The organism is Rhodococcus cerastii, assembly GCF_033042195.1.
Taxonomy (GTDB): domain Bacteria; phylum Actinomycetota; class Actinomycetes; order Mycobacteriales; family Mycobacteriaceae; genus Rhodococcoides.
In genome coordinates this window covers 889,871-904,777 of record NZ_JAWLKF010000001.1, presented here as the reverse complement: position 1 = coordinate 904,777, position 14,907 = coordinate 889,871, and the positions used below count along the sequence as shown (strand labels likewise).

18 protein-coding genes are annotated in these 14,907 nt (G+C 66.0%); 8 read left to right on the top strand and 10 right to left on the bottom strand.

The window, feature by feature from the left end; all coding sequences use genetic code 11:
* The first annotated feature begins 47 nt into the window (after positions 1-47).
* Positions 48-707: a potassium channel family protein gene (locus tag R3P93_RS04095; RefSeq protein ID WP_068050636.1), complete on the top strand. Its 660-nt coding sequence runs from the start codon at positions 48-50 to the stop codon at positions 705-707.
* On the opposite strand, the gene R3P93_RS04090 is transcribed toward R3P93_RS04095, so the two are convergent.
* Together R3P93_RS04090 and R3P93_RS04085 are read right to left on the bottom strand one after the other, a co-directional pair.
* Positions 681-1,334: a DUF3159 domain-containing protein gene (locus R3P93_RS04090; RefSeq protein WP_068050641.1), complete on the bottom strand. Its 654-nt coding sequence runs from the start codon at positions 1,332-1,334 to the stop codon at positions 681-683. The two genes, R3P93_RS04095 and R3P93_RS04090, sit on opposite strands and share 27 nt — an antisense overlap.
* 121 nt (positions 1,335-1,455) lie before the next feature.
* Positions 1,456-1,833, bottom strand: a complete 378-nt coding sequence (locus R3P93_RS04085; RefSeq protein WP_068050637.1) for an OB-fold nucleic acid binding domain-containing protein — start codon at positions 1,831-1,833, stop codon at positions 1,456-1,458.
* A gap of 122 nt (positions 1,834-1,955) precedes the next feature.
* On the opposite strand from R3P93_RS04085, the gene R3P93_RS04080 reads away from it, so the two are divergent.
* Positions 1,956-2,678: an alpha/beta fold hydrolase gene (locus tag R3P93_RS04080; RefSeq protein WP_317532445.1), complete on the top strand. Its 723-nt coding sequence runs from the start codon at positions 1,956-1,958 to the stop codon at positions 2,676-2,678.
* Here R3P93_RS04080 and R3P93_RS04075 read toward each other — a convergent pair.
* Positions 2,660-3,517 (bottom strand): DUF3710 domain-containing protein, encoded by an 858-nt coding sequence (locus R3P93_RS04075; RefSeq protein WP_317532444.1) that lies wholly within the window; start codon positions 3,515-3,517, stop codon positions 2,660-2,662. The two genes, R3P93_RS04080 and R3P93_RS04075, sit on opposite strands and share 19 nt — an antisense overlap.
* Before the next feature lie 64 nt (positions 3,518-3,581).
* The gene (gene dut / locus R3P93_RS04070; protein ID WP_094642394.1) at positions 3,582-4,034 is read right to left on the bottom strand and encodes a dUTP diphosphatase; all 453 of its coding nucleotides are present in this window, start codon (positions 4,032-4,034) and stop codon (positions 3,582-3,584) included.
* Positions 4,035-4,254: 220 nt separating this feature from the next.
* Here dut and R3P93_RS04065 point away from each other — a divergent pair, with 220 nt between their 5' ends.
* The gene (locus R3P93_RS04065; protein ID WP_068050644.1) at positions 4,255-4,719 is read left to right on the top strand and encodes a DUF3093 domain-containing protein; all 465 of its coding nucleotides are present in this window, start codon (positions 4,255-4,257) and stop codon (positions 4,717-4,719) included.
* Between the two features lie 72 nt (positions 4,720-4,791).
* Here R3P93_RS04065 and R3P93_RS04060 read toward each other — a convergent pair whose 3' ends face one another.
* Positions 4,792-5,094 (bottom strand): DUF4193 domain-containing protein, encoded by a 303-nt coding sequence (locus R3P93_RS04060; protein ID WP_027496891.1) that lies wholly within the window; start codon positions 5,092-5,094, stop codon positions 4,792-4,794.
* A gap of 544 nt (positions 5,095-5,638) precedes the next feature.
* Here R3P93_RS04060 and cei point away from each other — a divergent pair.
* The gene (gene cei, locus R3P93_RS04055) at positions 5,639-6,319 is read left to right on the top strand and encodes an envelope integrity protein Cei (RefSeq protein ID WP_068050645.1); all 681 of its coding nucleotides are present in this window, start codon (positions 5,639-5,641) and stop codon (positions 6,317-6,319) included.
* Positions 6,320-6,334: 15 nt separating this feature from the next.
* Here the strand turns inward: cei and R3P93_RS04050 are convergent, their stop codons facing one another.
* A complete protein-coding gene (locus tag R3P93_RS04050) occupies positions 6,335-7,222 on the bottom strand; it encodes an inositol monophosphatase family protein (protein ID WP_394855252.1) in 888 nt (295 codons plus the stop codon).
* Between the two features lie 187 nt (positions 7,223-7,409).
* On the opposite strand from R3P93_RS04050, the gene ppgK reads away from it, so the two are divergent.
* Both ppgK and R3P93_RS04040 read left to right on the top strand, forming a co-directional pair.
* Entirely contained in the window at positions 7,410-8,231 is an 822-nt protein-coding gene (gene ppgK, locus R3P93_RS04045) for a polyphosphate--glucose phosphotransferase (RefSeq protein WP_068050646.1), read from the top strand.
* A gap of 159 nt (positions 8,232-8,390) precedes the next feature.
* On the top strand, positions 8,391-9,719 hold the full coding sequence (locus R3P93_RS04040; protein WP_068050647.1) for an RNA polymerase sigma factor: 1,329 nt from the start codon (positions 8,391-8,393) through the stop codon (positions 9,717-9,719).
* Positions 9,720-9,795: 76 nt separating this feature from the next.
* Here the strand turns inward: R3P93_RS04040 and R3P93_RS04035 are convergent, their stop codons facing one another.
* On the bottom strand, positions 9,796-10,155 hold the full coding sequence (locus R3P93_RS04035) for a DUF952 domain-containing protein (protein WP_317532443.1): 360 nt from the start codon (positions 10,153-10,155) through the stop codon (positions 9,796-9,798).
* A gap of 28 nt (positions 10,156-10,183) precedes the next feature.
* Positions 10,184-11,113 carry an EamA family transporter gene (locus R3P93_RS04030; RefSeq protein WP_317532442.1) on the bottom strand — a complete coding sequence of 310 codons (930 nt, stop codon included), beginning with the start codon at positions 11,111-11,113 and terminating at the stop codon, positions 10,184-10,186.
* Between the two features lie 233 nt (positions 11,114-11,346).
* Here R3P93_RS04030 and R3P93_RS04025 point away from each other — a divergent pair, with 233 nt between their 5' ends.
* Positions 11,347-11,541: a DUF7455 domain-containing protein gene (locus R3P93_RS04025; protein ID WP_027496884.1), complete on the top strand. Its 195-nt coding sequence runs from the start codon at positions 11,347-11,349 to the stop codon at positions 11,539-11,541.
* Between the two features lie 108 nt (positions 11,542-11,649).
* Here R3P93_RS04025 and R3P93_RS04020 read toward each other — a convergent pair whose 3' ends face one another.
* Positions 11,650-13,389 (bottom strand): DEAD/DEAH box helicase, encoded by a 1,740-nt coding sequence (locus tag R3P93_RS04020; protein ID WP_094642023.1) that lies wholly within the window; start codon positions 13,387-13,389, stop codon positions 11,650-11,652.
* Positions 13,390-13,579: 190 nt separating this feature from the next.
* On the opposite strand from R3P93_RS04020, the gene R3P93_RS04015 reads away from it, so the two are divergent.
* The gene (locus tag R3P93_RS04015; protein ID WP_317532441.1) at positions 13,580-14,692 is read left to right on the top strand and encodes a YihY/virulence factor BrkB family protein; all 1,113 of its coding nucleotides are present in this window, start codon (positions 13,580-13,582) and stop codon (positions 14,690-14,692) included.
* On the opposite strand, the gene R3P93_RS04010 is transcribed toward R3P93_RS04015, so the two are convergent.
* Positions 14,665-14,901, bottom strand: coding sequence for a DUF3039 domain-containing protein (locus R3P93_RS04010; protein ID WP_068050652.1), 237 nt, complete (start codon positions 14,899-14,901; stop codon positions 14,665-14,667). The genes R3P93_RS04015 and R3P93_RS04010 overlap by 28 nt on opposite strands.
* Between the last annotated feature and the right edge of the window lie 6 nt (positions 14,902-14,907).

Below are 14,907 nucleotides of genomic sequence, written 5' to 3'. Positions count from 1 at the left end.
CACGCGCGCACATTCCCCACCTCCCCCATCGACCCGAACGGGAAGCCATGAAAGTCGCTATCGCCGGAGCCGGCGCAGTCGGCCGATCCATCGCACGCGAATTGATCCGCAGCGAACACGATGTGATGCTCCTCGAACGCAAACTCGACCACGTCGATCAGGCCGCCATCCCGGAAGCGGAATGGGTGCTGGCCGACGCGTGCGAGTTGAGTCTGCTCGAAGCCGCCCACCTAGAGAATTACGACGTGGTGATCGCTGCCACCGGTGACGACAAGGCGAACCTGGTGCTCAGCCTGCTGGCCAAGACCGAGTTCGGCGTCAATCGCGTGGTGGCCCGGGTCAACGATCCACGCAACGAATGGCTGTTCGATGCCGCCTGGGGCGTCGACGTCGCGGTGTCGACGCCGCGAATGCTCGCGTCCCTGGTCGAAGAAGCCGTGTCGGTAGGCGACCTCGTTCACCTGATGACGTTCCGCAAGGGTCAGGCGAACCTCGTCGAGATCACGCTGCCGGAGAACACTCCCCTGGCAGGAAAGCCGGTCCGCAAGCTCCAATTGCCCAGGGACGCAGCGTTGGTGACGATTCTGCGCGGCGGTCGAGTGATCGTTCCACAGCACGACGATCCGCTCGAAGGCGGCGACGAGCTGCTGTTCGTCGCGGCCAAAGAGGTGGAGAACGAACTACGCTCCGCTGTCGGCCTGATCTGACGACAGCCGATCCCGACTGCGGTCCGCGCTCGACGCAGCGTCGAGCGCGCGATCGGCAGCACGCACGGCCCAGAGCGTGACCAACAGCGCCACTCCCGTCAGCGGCCAGCCCATGCCGATGCGGGCAACGGCGAGCCAGCCCGTCTGGTCGGAGTCGTAGAGCTGCGACTGAACGATGTATCGAGCACCGAACACCGATGCCCAGGCGATGGTGGCCACGTCGTAGTAGCGCACAGCCGACCGGTGGCCACGCCACGACGTTCCCTTGCCGTTGAGGTATCCCCAGATGATGCCGACCAACGGCCAGCGCGCGAGCACCGACAACACGAAAGCCGCACCGTAGGCGAGCGAGGTGTAGATGCCGAACAAGAAGTAGCCCTTGGCATCTCCCGTCCGGTATGCGATGAACGCGCAGATCCCGACTCCGAAGAATCCCGAGATAGCGGGTTGAATCGGGCTACGACGAACCAAGCGCCACACCAACACCGCGGCGGCAACTCCCAGAGCGGACCAGAGGGCGACCGACAGGTTGACGTAGCTGTTCACCGGAACGAACACGACGACGGGCAAGGTGGAATAGACGAGCCCGCTCAGACCGCCGAGCTGTTCGAGGACGGTGGGAGCCACCTTCTCGACGCGGTCCGTGGTCGACGCGTCGGTCGTGGGTTCCGGCGTGTTCGATGTCGGCGTGGGCGGCACGGAATCGTCGCTGTTGGTCACGACAACGAGAGTGCCATACCGGCGACGATCAGCTGTCGTCGCGCAGTTCGTAATAGGGGTTGTAGACGATCTTGCGTCCGTCGCGTTCGCCGACACGTCCGCGCACGAGCAGAGTCTTGCCGGGTTCGATACCGGCGATCTTGCGGCGCCCGATCCAGAGCAGCGTCACCGTGTCGGTGCCGTCGAAGAACTCGGCTTCGATGTTCGCATTGGCCGCCTTCGAACAGGCTTCGACGCTGCGCAACCGACCGAGCATGGTCACTTCCTCGCCTCGCAAGCAGTCGCACGCTCGCCGAGCCCCGGAGGCTTCGGAGGTTTCGGCCATCTCCTCGGCATCGAGTTGATCGATGTCCTCTGTCAACTTCCGCGTCAGGCGGCGAAAGTATCCTGCGGCAGCGGGTGCCATTGTGCGCTCCAGCGGTGGGGGTCGTTCCCTCGTCAGGGTGGGTACTTCGCCACTGTAGACCCCAAGTGTCACGCTGACCAACCGCCGCTACGGAGGTGTCGGAAGGCGTGCACAATCGTGTCGTGCACAGCCGATTCGACACCCGCACTGCGATCGTTCTACCGGGAACGGGGTCCGATGCCCGGTTCGCCGCCGACGCGTTCTCGGCCGCATTCGAGAGTGTGGGATTGACCACCATCGCGGTCGAACCCGACCCGGCCGCGGTGGTCGAGAGCTACCTGACCGCCCTCGACGACGCCGCGCACCGACACGGACGCGTCGTGGTCGCGGGGATATCCCTCGGGGCCGCGGTAGCGGTTCGCTGGGCCGCGACCAACGCATCGAACACTGCGGCTGTTGCACTCGCGCTCCCGGCGTGGACCGGAGACCCGGCCGGATCCCCCGCGGCCCTGAGCGCGGAATTCACCGCTCGATCCCTGCGTGAACAGGGGCTCGACGCCGTCACCGCGGCAATGGCAGCGTCGAGCCCGCCGTGGCTCGCGCGCACGCTGCGGAGGTCATGGGCTTCCCAGTGGCCCGCGCTTCCGGACGCGCTGGACGAGGCGGCTCGGCACCGCAGCCCCGAACTCCACGAGCTCGCTCGGCTGGAGCTGCCTGCCGTCGTCGTGGGAGCAGTGGACGACGCGGTCCATCCGATCGAGGTGGGTCGACAGTGGGCGCGGGCGCTACCGAACTGCGCGCTGCGCACCGTGACCCTGGACGACATCGGACGCGACCCGGGATGCCTCGGCCGAGCGGCGGTCGACGGTCTCGACGGTCCGCAGGCTCAGCCGCCCAGCTGCTGAATCGCCGATCCCGACGCGCCCCGACGCGGCGCGCGGTCACGCTCGGCGGCGGTCGGCTGCGGCGTCGAATCCTGCTGCGGCACAACAGGTTCTGCGGTGGGTACCGCGGCCTGGGGCTGCGCGGCCTGGGGCTGCGCGGCCTGTTGCGCAGCGTTCTGCTGAGCTGCCGCCTGCTGCTGCGCGGCTGCAGCAAGTTGCTCGGCCAGTACCTGCGGCAACACCACCGGCAACGGGGTCCGAACGGGATGCGGCTCGGTACCCCGATCCACCACGGTCTGCCGAAGGATCGTGTGCGCCAGCCGCACGAGCGGTTGGCCCTCGCCCACCGCACCCGACGGACCCGCCAGCACGCAGCGGACCATCCAGCGATAGCCGTCGACTCCGATGAAGCGCAGGTCGGCGTTGGCCGTGACACCGAGGAGTTCGCGTCCCCACGGACCCGTCTCGACTGTCGTCTCGGCCTTGTCGTTGCGCAGAGACGACGCCAGATCGGCTGCCACTTCGCGCCACTGACCGGGCGATTTGGGTGCCGCGTAGGCAGCGATGGTGATGCGCCCGAACTGCGTCACGATGTGCACTGCCTGCGGGCTACCGGCCTGCGACATCTCGACCTGGAGTTGACCGCCCTCCGGCAGCGGAATCAGCACCGAGCCGAGGTCGAGTCGCGTCTTGGCGACGGTCTCGCGATCGTCGTCGAGGTCCTCGAGATCGTGGGGCCCGTCTGCGGTCGTGTCCGCGGCCTCGACACCGTCGTCTTCGTCTTCGACGCTGTCGACGAATGGCTCCGCACCGGGCGCGGAGGCACTGCCGGCGTCGTTCTTCTTACGCCGTCCGAACATGTTCAGCTCTCTTCTTCTCGGTTGCTTCCACTGTGCCTGCCACCGGTGAACGTCGTGGCGGAACTCACTGCTTCAGACTCGCATGGCCGCCGGTCGAACCGTGACCACCGGCCCCTCGAACGGTGTCGTCCAACTCGTCCACCTCGACGAACGTCACCAACTCGACTCGCTGCACGATCAGTTGGGCGACGCGGTCGCCGCGCTCGAGTTCGATCGGAGTGTGCAGGTCGTGGTTGATCAGACAGACCTTGATCTCCCCGCGGTAGCCGGCATCGATGGTGCCCGGGGTGTTGACCACCGACAGGCCCGACTTCGCCGCCAACCCCGATCGCGGATGCACCAGCCCGACGGTTCCCAACGGGAGAGCGATCGCGATTCCGGTCCCCACCAGGACGCGTTCGCCCGGTGCGATGGTCACCGGAGCCGTGATTCGCAGATCCACGCCCGCATCACCGTCGTGCGCACGCGTCGGCACCGGAAGCTCGGGATCGAGTCGGCGTACCAGGACCTCGGACACCGGATCGGAAGGCAGGCACTGGATGGTGGGTCGATCGACGGATGGTTCGCTGCCGGACTCGGTGACTTCGTCGCTCACGTCGTACGAGACTACGCTGGCCGGCTTCCGTCTCGGTGTGGCGACTACCCTGGGACTCGTGACTGCAGATCGACAGGCCGAACACGCGTCGGAGTCCGGCGACTCCACTCCCCACACGGGTTCCTCAGCACCCGCGAACTCCGTGCTGTACTCGGAGCGACTCTGGGTGCCGATCTGGTGGTGGGCGGCGGGTGCGGCCGTGGCGGTCTTGCTGGCTGCGGAGATCCACATGGGTGCGCCGGGCATCAGGGCCTGGCTGCCCTATGTCGTGTTGCTCCCACTGATCGCGTGGGCGTTGTTCGCCTTCAGCAGGCTGCGCGTCGAGGTGGGCACCGGAGCGACCGGCACCGAGTTACGCGTCGGGTCTGCTCATCTGCCACTCGATGTGGCATCGAAGGCCGCGATCGTTCCCGCGACAGCAAAAAGTGCGGCGCTGGGAAGGCAACTCGATCCACTGGCCTTCGTGCAGCACCGCACCTGGGTGAAGCAGATGGTGATCGTGGTCCTCGACGACCCGGACGATCCGACGCCCTACTGGCTAGTCAGTACCAAGCGCCCCGAAGAGCTGCTGGCAGTCCTGACCGCGCACGGCGTCGAAGCGCGCTGATTCACCCGTCGATCGACGGTCGGAACCGTCGACACAGACCTGACCCGCTGGATCAGGTCTGTGTGGAAAAGGTCACGCCGCGCAGTCGCGGCACATCAGTACACCGTTGGCGTCGCTGGCCAGCCGGCTGCGGTGATGGACCAGGAAGCAGCTCGAGCAGGTGAACTCGTCGGCCTGCTTGGGAACGACCCGAACCGACAGCTCCTCGCCGGACAGATCTGCACCCGGAAGCTCGAACGACTCCGCGGTGTCGGATTCGTCCACGTCCACCACGGCGGACTGAGCCTCGTTGCGTCGGGCCTTCAGTTCTTCCAGCGAGTCCTCCGACACATCGTCGGATTCTGTTCTTCTCGGTGCGTCGTAGTCGGTTGCCATTGTCTTCGTACCCCTCATCTTCGTGCGTGTGTGTGGTGAAAGCTGCCGATGTGGTCGGCTTGTGGCCGTCGGCTGTGAAGAGGGCGCTTGCTCGCTCCCACCGATGTTCGTATCTGTTCAAACCGTTCGTCGTCGCGCGGTGCCCGAAACTACACCGGGTAGTTCCCAGAACTCGCCGGTTGAAACCCGATCGAGACCTCGCTCACCTGATCGATCGTGCACCGGTGTCCGATTCTTGAAGCACCGCGGCCGCCAGACAATAGCCGAAGCCGGTCGCAAAGCAGAAACCGAATCGCCGACTGGTCCTTCACCTGGCTGCACGCCGCAACAACACCGGGATGGGCGGCTTCATTCCTTGCATCGCAGAACACTTCTCGCCCCCGGTTTCGGGCTCCGAATCGGGCGTCGCGCACGGGATCGGAGTAGGTGCCGGCCGAGTGTGCCGCCCCCACCGACCGCGGGCATCTACAGTAGGCACCGCGTCGGTGTGAACCGACTCTGTGGACCGGTCTCGGCAACTGCCGACGGAAAGGCGAAGATCACCGTGGTTTCTCTGATCACCGAAGGCCATTCGGTCGACGGTCGAGGTCGTCCGTTCCGTCGACGCCGCGCGTTTCCGATGATCGCGGTCTTCGCCGTGCTGGCCCTGCTCGGAGTGCTCGTGTGGGTCAAGGTGTTCACCACCTCCGAAGCCGCCTCCGCAACGGCCGAATGCAACGTGCCCACCACCACCGCCGCGACGGACGGGACGCAGCCGGCACCTCTCGGCGAAGAAGTGGACCCGACGACACTGCTCGACGTCGAGCCTGCGGCCCTGTCCGCATCGAAAGTGCGCGTCTTCAACGCGAACGGTGAGCGCGGACAGGCAGCTCTCGTCGCCGCCCAGCTCATCGATTACGGTTTCGCCAGCGCACCGGACGTCCAGGTCGGCAACGATCCGGTCTACGTCGATCAGAACATGCAGTGCCAGGGCCAGATTCGGTTCGGCCCGGCCGGCCTGGCGGCGGCCAGTGCCGTGTCACTGGTCGCGCCGTGCGCCGAACTGATTCAGGATGCCCGCGCCGACGACTCGGTCGATCTGGCTCTCGGTACCTACTTCAGCGAGATCCAGCCCAACGACGACGCCGAGGAAGTGTTGCGCACGCTCGCCGGTACCGCACCCGGTGCCGCCCCTGCGCCACTCGACGCCGATCTGCTCTCGGCAGCACGCGAATCGCGCTGCTGACCGACCGGCGGCGCGTCAGCCGGGGATCGGATCGAGTGCACCCGCGCTGCGCAGTACCGCCAGGAAGGCGTTCGAGACCCCTGGGGCAGCGGCCAACGTCACCGCACCCTGAGCGCTGGTGCTGTCGGCAGCAGGTAGCCTGACCGTCGCGCCAGCCTCGGCTGCGATCAGCCCACCCGCCGCCCAATCCCACGGACTGAGCCCGTGCTCGAAGTGGGCGTCGACAACTCCGGACGCGACCATGCACAGATCGAGCGCAGCCGAACCGATCCGGCGGATGTCACGCACCTGAGGCAGCAGTTCGGAAATGATCGCGCCCTGCACCGCGCGACGACCGGATCCGTAGCCGAATCCGGTGGCCAACAACGTCATCGACACATCGGTGACTCCCGAACAGTGCAGCTGCTCCTGCGTACCGTCGGCTCGCTCCACCGTCGCCCCGCGCCCAAGAGCGGCCGAGTAGACGAGCTCGCGGGCGACGTCGACCACGGCCCCCGCAACACTGACACCGTCGATCTGAACCGCGACCGATACCGCGTACGCCGGAATTCCGTACATGAAGTTCACGGTTCCGTCGATCGGGTCGAGCACCCACCGCACGCCGTCGAGCGAGTCGTTCTCGCTGCCTTCCTCCTCGCCGAGAACGGCATCCTGCGGCCGAAGCCGCGCCAGCAGCTCGCGGAGGACGCTCTCGGTTTCGGTGTCCACGATCGTCACCGGATCGGTCGGCGTGCTCTTCGACTGCACCGCGCCGTCACCCTCGATCGGTTCGCCGCCGAAGACCTCCGGGCGGCGTCGCCTGACGTGCTCGGCGGCTCGCGTCGCGACCCGTACGGCGACCTCGCGCAGCACGTCCACCTCGCGGGTGTTCGATCCCTCTGCTGCCACCTGCTCTTCCGGCAATTGTGTACTGGCGGTGTCGGTCTGCGATCGGTCTGGTTTCGGCACACGTACATCGCAACACACACCGACGTTCGAGCACCACCGCAGCGACCGCCGGTGACGTCACCGTCCCACGAACGCCGAAACACACTATTGTTCGGAACCGACGGCATCACACGGATTCGATCACGCCAGGAGCGGCATCCACATGACACAGGCAGGTTCGGACAACACCACCGCTGCGGCGGCGCGCCACGGGTTCGGCGTCGACGTCGGCGGCAGCGGCATCAAGGGCGGAATCGTGGACTTGAGCACCGGTGAGCTCGTCGGCGACCGCTACAAGATCGAGACGCCGCAACCGTCGACCCCCGATGCCGTCGCGCGCACCGTGGCCGAGATCGTCGCGCACTTCGAGTGGACCGGCCCGGTGGGCGTCACCCTGCCTGCAGTGGTGACCAACGGTGTCGCTCGCTCGGCCGCCAACATCGACAAGTCCTGGATCGACACCGACGCCCGCGCGCTGTTCGCGAAAGCCATCGGCACCGAGAACGTCACCGTGCTCAACGACGCGGATGCAGCCGGAGTGGCCGAGGACAAGTACGGCGGCGGCAAGGGCAGGGACGGCGTCGTCGTGCTGTTGACGTTCGGCACCGGGATCGGTTCGGCCGTGCTGCACAACGGCGTTCTGCTTCCCAACACCGAATTCGGCCACATGGAGATCGACGGCAAGGAGGCCGAGCATCGTGCGGCGTCGTCGGTGAAGGAGAACCAGGGCCTGTCCTACAAGGAGTGGGCCAAGGAGGTCTCGAAGGTTCTCGAGACGTTCGAGGCGCTGCTGTGGCCGGATCTTTTCATCGCCGGCGGCGGCATCAGCCGCAAGAGCGAGAAGTGGATTCCGCACCTGACCAATCGCACACCCGTGGTTCCGGCAACCCTGCTGAACACTGCCGGGATCGTCGGTGCCGCACTCGCAGCGGACTCCGCCGTACCGTCCGCCGAGACCGGTACGTCCGCCGGATCGCTGGACTGACACGCGGGTTGCCACCTGCGTAGGGCGAGGGTCGGTAACAAACTCCTGAGAGGTCGTTACAATGGTGTGTGCCGGTACGCAGCCGGCCGAATCCGAAGACCTCTCCGCCGGAAACAACTCTGGCGTGACGCCGCACGACTTCGTCACGAAAGGGCGTACGTGGCAGCCACCGATATCCGTCAGACCGTAGATTCCGAAACCGAGTCTGCGACACCTGCACCTGCTGTCAAGGCACCCGCTGCGAAGGCACCGGCAAAGAAGGCACCGGCCAAGCGTGCCGCAGCCAAGAAGGCCCCGGCGAAGAAGGCCGCAGCGAAGAAGACAGCAGCTGCTCCGGCTTCCGACGACGCCGACGAGAGCACTCCCGGGATCGAGGACATCGACATCTCCGAGGGCGACCTCGCCGCTGCCGCCAACGATGTCGTCGAGGTGGTCGCCGCCGGTGACGACACCGAGGAAGACGCCACCGCCGAGCCGACTGCCGAGGACAAGGCGTCCGGCGACTTCGTCTGGGACGAAGAGGAATCCGAGGCGCTGCGTCAGGCCCGCAAGGACGCCGAGCTCACCGCGTCCGCCGACTCCGTGCGTGCCTACCTCAAGCAGATCGGCAAGGTCGCACTCCTCAACGCCGAAGAGGAAGTCGAGCTGGCCAAGCGTATCGAGGCAGGCCTGTTCGCGGTCGAGAAGATGCGTGAGTCCGCGGAGAAGGGCGAGAAGCTCCCCGTTGCGCAGCGTCGCGACATGACGTGGATCTGCCGTGACGGCAACCGCGCCAAGAACCACCTCCTCGAGGCGAACCTTCGACTCGTCGTCTCCCTGGCCAAGCGCTACACCGGCCGTGGCATGGCGTTCCTCGACCTCATCCAGGAGGGCAACCTCGGTCTGATTCGCGCGGTCGAGAAGTTCGACTACACCAAGGGCTACAAGTTCTCCACGTACGCCACGTGGTGGATCCGTCAGGCCATCACCCGGGCCATGGCCGACCAGGCCCGCACCATCCGCATTCCGGTGCACATGGTCGAGGTCATCAACAAGCTCGGACGCATCCAGCGTGAGCTCCTCCAGGATCTGGGTCGCGAACCCACTCCCGAAGAGCTCGCGAAGGAAATGGACATCACGCCGGAGAAGGTGCTGGAAATCCAGCAGTACGCGCGTGAGCCCATCTCGCTCGACCAGACGATCGGTGACGAAGGCGACAGCCAGCTCGGTGACTTCATCGAGGACTCCGAAGCCGTCGTTGCCGTGGACGCCGTGTCGTTCACGCTGCTCCAGGATCAGCTGCAGTCTGTCCTGGAGACTCTGTCCGAGCGCGAGGCAGGCGTCGTTCGTCTGCGATTCGGCCTGACGGACGGTCAACCCCGCACCCTCGACGAGATCGGACAGGTCTACGGCGTCACGCGCGAGCGGATCCGTCAGATCGAGTCCAAGACCATGTCCAAGCTGCGTCACCCGTCGCGTTCGCAGGTACTGCGCGACTACCTGGACTGATTCGTTCGATCCACCTGGAACAACGACCGCCGATCATTCCGATCAGCGGTCGTTGCTTTTTGCGGCGTGGATGCCGTCACACCTGCGGCACCCCGAACGTTCCGTCCGGCCCCGGCCGATAGTCGACGACCGCAGTCACGGCCGCGATCGGTAGCGGTCCGTACAGGTGCGGGAAGACCATCGACTCCGGATCTGTCGGTACCCCCGGTTCCCACCGAACGGGTGCCGTCAGACGAGCCGGATCGATGCGCAGCAGAACCAGATCCGTGCGCCCGGAGAAGAGCCGATTCGCCGGCAGGTGCACTTGGTCGGGTGTGGACAGGTGCACGAACCCGACGGAATCGTACGAGTCCGGGGTGTAGTCGGCCCGACCGCGCATCGCGAGCCACTCCCCTGCCGTGCAGATGTGAACGAGGTCGTCCTGCTTGCTGGTCACCGTTCCATTCTGCAGTGTCGAGTGCGGCTCAGGGCGGTGGAATGTCGGCAACGCCACGATCTCTGCGGGCCGGCAGGCCACCGACGACGACGGCAGCGATGACAGCCACGATTCCCAGAGCCTCGAGAGCCGTCGGAATCTGGGTCAGCACCACGGCACCGACCACCGTCGCCGTCGCCGGAAGCAGCGCCAGCAACAATGCGAAGCGCGCCCGGCCCACTCGCACCAGGACGTACTGATCGAGAACGTAGGGAACCACACTCGACAGCAGCCCGACGCCCAATCCGAGAACCCAGATCCGCCAGTCTCCCAACGCATTCGAGTGCTGGACCGCGAACGGTCCGAACAACGGCACGGCCAGGAGTACGGATGCGATTCCGAACCCGGCAGCCATGTCGTCGAGTCCCTGGCCTGCGTCGGCAACCGACTTGCCCAGCACGATGTAGGCAGCCCACAGGGCCGCCGAGCCCAGCGCGAACGCGATCCCGACCAGCCCCACCTCGCCGCCCTCGAACTGCGCGGAAGCGACGGCCCCGACACCGGCCACCACCAGGAGCAACGCGCACACATCGGCAGGCCTTCTCGACCCGGCAGCAGCGACCGCGATCGGCCCGAGAAACTCGATGGCCACCGCCGCGCCGAGGGGAAGCCGGGCGATCGCCTCGTAGAACATTGCGTTCATGCCGATCGTCGCACCGCCGAACGCGGCGGCCGTGATCGCCCGACGCACGGTCCACGCCCCGCCGGTGCCCGCCCTACGCCGCCACGGCCGTCGCCAGAGCACCAGCACCAGCGCCGCACCGAAGCCACGCAGCCACGCCACCGCGGCCGGATCGACGACGTCGAACAGGAACACACCGATCGCCGCACCGACGTACATACACACCGCGCCGATGACGAACAGGGATGGAATACCGAGCTTCGATGCGCCGGAGAGCGAAGTGGAAGTCGAAGACACATCGGCGACCCTACTGCCGTGGCTCGCGTGAACCGGTATCAGCTCTCAGCGAACACTCTGGGAGATGTTCCTGCTCGTGGGACATGTTTCGTGTTAGTGACAACACAAAGAAACGCGCTCGGGAACAACGCGTGACCGCCATACGTCTGACAGAGTGAACGAACCGCGCCATACCGACGCGGCGGACCGGCCCCAGGCGAACGGGACAACCCGCAAGCCAGTACGGAGGAGTCATGCCCGGAACATTGACCAGCCCACAATTGACAGCAGCGGACCGGTGCGACCGGTGCGGTGCAGGGGCTCGCGCGCGTGTCGTGCTCTCGACCGGTGGAGAACTTCTCTTCTGCGGTCACCACGCCACCGAGCACGAAGCCCGTTTGCGTGAAGTGAACGCAACGGTGATGACCGAATCGGACTCCACGGTGTAACCCACCTTTTGTGTCGGGGGAAACAGGTTCGCCACGATCGACGAACACGAAGAAGACGGACGGTCACCAGACCGTCCGTCTTTTTCGTGCCCGGTTCCGCCCGAGGCGCTACATCTTCCGCAACTGCGCGATTCGCTCACCCAACTGATCGGCCGACGCCATCGCCGTCGGCGGGCCGCCGCAGATACGACGCAGATCGCCGTGAATCACCCCGTGCGGCTTCCCGGTGCGGTGGTGGTACACCGCAACCAAACTGTTCAATTCACGCCGCAGGCCGGCCAACTGGCCCGCACTGGTGGCCCTGTCGTTGACGACGGCAGGAGCCGGCACCGCAGGGCCCGCAGCGGGCTTGTCGATCTGCTCTTGCTGACGCTGACGCAACAGGTCGCGCATCTGCTTCGCGTCGAGCAAGCCGGGCAGACCGAGATAGTCGGCTTCCTCGTCGCTGCCCGAGAACGTCGCGGTACCGAACGAGGAGCCGTCGTAGATCACCTGGTCCAGTTCCGCATCTGCACCGAGCGAGGTGTACGCCTTCTCTTCTTCGCCCAGTTCGTCCTTCTGCTTGTTGGCGTCGGCCAACAGCTCGTCGTCGAAACCGTCTTTCTCCCGGTGCGGTTTTCCGAGAATGTGATCGCGCTGCGCCTCGAGCTGCGACGCGAGATCCAACAGCACCGGTACCGACGGCAGGAAGACGCTCGCGGTCTCCCCCTTGCGCCGAGACCGCACGAAGCGGCCGATGGCCTGCGCGAAATACAGCGGGGTCGACGCGCTCGTCGCGTAGACACCGACGGCCAGTCGCGGAACGTCGACGCCCTCGGACACCATGCGAACCGCGACCATCCAACGCTGATCGCTCTTGCCGAACTCGGCGATGCGAGCCGAGGACGTGGGGTCGTCGGACAGCACGATCGCCGGTGTCTCCCCCGTGATCACCTCGATCAGCTTCGCGTAGGCCCGCGCTACCGTCTGATCGGTCGCGATCACCAGACCGCCTGCATCGGGCATGCCGCCTGCCCGCAGTTGCGCGAGACGCGTGTTCGCCGCCAACAGCACGGCCGGCATCCAGTCGCCCTGCGGATCCAGTGCCGTGCGCCATGCCCTCGCGGTCTGTTCGGCATTGAGCGGCTCACCGAGCCGGGCGGTGTACTCCTCACCGGCACTGTCCCGCCAGCGCGCTTCTCCGGAGTACGCGAGAAACACGACCGGACGGACGACGCCGTCCGCAAGAGCATCGGAGTAGCCGTACGCGTGATCGGCCTTGGACCGCATCAGGCCGTCCTGATCCGGTTCGTAGTTGACGAACGGAATGGGACTGTCGTCGCTGCGGAACGGCGTACCGGTCAGTGCGAGCCGTCGCGTGGCGTCTCCGAACGCTTCGCGAATGCCTTCACCCCAGCTCTTCGCGTCGCCACCGTGGTGAATCTCGTCGAGAATCACGAGAGTCTTACGCGATTCGGTGCGCACCCGATGCTTGAACGGGTGCGATGCGATCTGCGCGTACGTCACGACCACGCCGTGATAGTCGCTCGAGGTCTGCCCGGTCGAGTTCGAGAAGCGCGAGTCCAATGCGATGCCGACCCTGGCCGCCGACTCCGCCCACTGGTGCTTGAGGTGCTCGGTGGGCGCGACGACGGTGACCTGATCGACGGTGCGATGGGCCAGCAGTTCGGCAGCCACCCGAAGGGCGAACGTCGTCTTGCCTGCGCCGGGCGTTGCGACCGCGAGAAAGTCCTTGGGCGAGGCGACGAGATACTTCGTCAGCGCCCGTCGCTGCCACGCGCGCAGCGGTGCTCCCCCGCTCGTGGGAGCGGCAGGCTGCTCGGTCGATGGTGGTGTCGGATCGAACATGTCAGCGCTCACTGGCCGCCGGTTCCTGGCATCGATGTAAATTCCTCGCGCTCTCGGTAGCCCTGCAGTGTCCGCGGAGGAGCCTATCGCTCCGCACCGACCGATCCCGCATCGCTGGGGCGAGTCGGATGCGACACGGCGAGTCGGCTGTTAGGCGAAGACGCCTTTCGTCAGGAATGCTGGAGGAACCATGAGCGAGTCTGCAGGCGGAACTCCACCACCGGAACGATTGTCGGCGAGAAAACCACTACACGCGGTGTGGAAAGTGACTGTGCGCACTCTGAGCAAAGCGTGGGACGATTCGATCTTCAGCAAGGCTGCAACGGCCGCGTTCTGGCAGACGCTGTCACTGCCGCCGCTGCTGCTCGGTGTGCTGGGCAGTCTGGGACTCGTCGGCGGATGGTTCGGACCCAACACCGTCGAGATCATCGAGTCCAAGATCATCACGTTCAGCAACACCCTGTTCAGCGGCAGCGTCGTGGACCAGATCATCGCTCCGACGGTCAAGGACGTCCTCGCTCAGGGCAGCGGAGAGATCGTGTCCGTGGGCTTTCTGCTCTCGTTGTGGGCCGGGTCGTCGGCGATCTCGACGTTCGTCGATTCCATCGTCGAAGCGCACGGCCAGGCCGACGCGCGAAACCCCGTCTGGCAGCGGTTCTTCGCGCTGCTTCTCTACGTGGGTTTCCTGGTGATCGCGGTCTTCGTGCTTCCGCTCGTCGCCCTCGGACCGGTGTACGTGCAGCAGATCCTGCCGGATTCGTGGATCACGGTGGGCAGCGAGCTCGTCGACTTCTTCTACTATCCGGCCGTCGGTCTACTGCTGATCATGGGTTTGACGACGCTGTACAAGGTTGCTCTGCACACCTCACTGCCGTGGCATCGTCTCCTCGGCGGCGCTCTGCTGGCCGGGGTGTTCTTCATGATCGCGAGCGCGGTCCTGCGTCGATACCTCGGCTGGGTGACGAGCACCGGGTACACCTACGGCGCCCTGGCGACACCCATCGCGTTTCTGCTGTTCACGTTCTTCCTCGGCTTCGCCGTCGTGCTCGGGGCCGAGTTCAACGCGACGATCCAGGAGTTCTCGCCTGCACGGGCAACACGAATGGACCAGATGCGCGAGTGGATCGCAGCGCAGACGGCAACCGACGACAAGCCGTCGGGGCCGGTGACCGCTGTCGCCCGACGGCTGGCCACGGGGCCGATCAAACTGTCCGGCGACCGCGTCCGCTCGGGGCGTCCCGAGCCGACCCCCGACCGACACCCGGGAGACGGTGCTCAGTCGCCTTTCTTCAGGCCCTCGTAGACCTTCTTGCAGTCCGGGCACACCGGTGATCCGGGCTTCGCCGACTTGGTGACGGGAAACACCTCACCGCACAGCGCGACGACGTGCGTACCCATCACCGCGCTCTCGGCGATCTTGTTCTTCTTCACGTAGTGAAAGAACTTCGGCCGGTCGTCTTCCGTGGTTTCGTCCGGTGCGATGTCGGGACGGTCCTTCGTCTGAGTGCTCATGGACCC

Excerpts from the sequence above, each read along its gene's own strand:
- R3P93_RS04015 (WP_317532441.1), top strand. The coding sequence starts at position 13,580 with ATGAGCGAGTCTGCAGGCGGAACTCCACCACCGGAACGATTGTCGGCG.
- R3P93_RS04075 (WP_317532444.1), bottom strand. The coding sequence starts at position 3,517 with ATGTTCGGACGGCGTAAGAAGAACGACGCCGGCAGTGCCTCCGCGCCC.
- R3P93_RS04010 (WP_068050652.1), bottom strand. The coding sequence starts at position 14,901 with ATGAGCACTCAGACGAAGGACCGTCCCGACATCGCACCGGACGAAACC.
- R3P93_RS04060 (WP_027496891.1), bottom strand. The coding sequence starts at position 5,094 with ATGGCAACCGACTACGACGCACCGAGAAGAACAGAATCCGACGATGTG.
- R3P93_RS04095 (WP_068050636.1), top strand. The coding sequence starts at position 48 with ATGAAAGTCGCTATCGCCGGAGCCGGCGCAGTCGGCCGATCCATCGCA.
- R3P93_RS04020 (WP_094642023.1), bottom strand. The coding sequence starts at position 13,389 with ATGTTCGATCCGACACCACCATCGACCGAGCAGCCTGCCGCTCCCACG.
- R3P93_RS04025 (WP_027496884.1), top strand. The coding sequence starts at position 11,347 with ATGCCCGGAACATTGACCAGCCCACAATTGACAGCAGCGGACCGGTGC.
- ppgK (WP_068050646.1), top strand. The coding sequence starts at position 7,410 with ATGACACAGGCAGGTTCGGACAACACCACCGCTGCGGCGGCGCGCCAC.
- R3P93_RS04085 (WP_068050637.1), bottom strand. The coding sequence starts at position 1,833 with ATGGCACCCGCTGCCGCAGGATACTTTCGCCGCCTGACGCGGAAGTTG.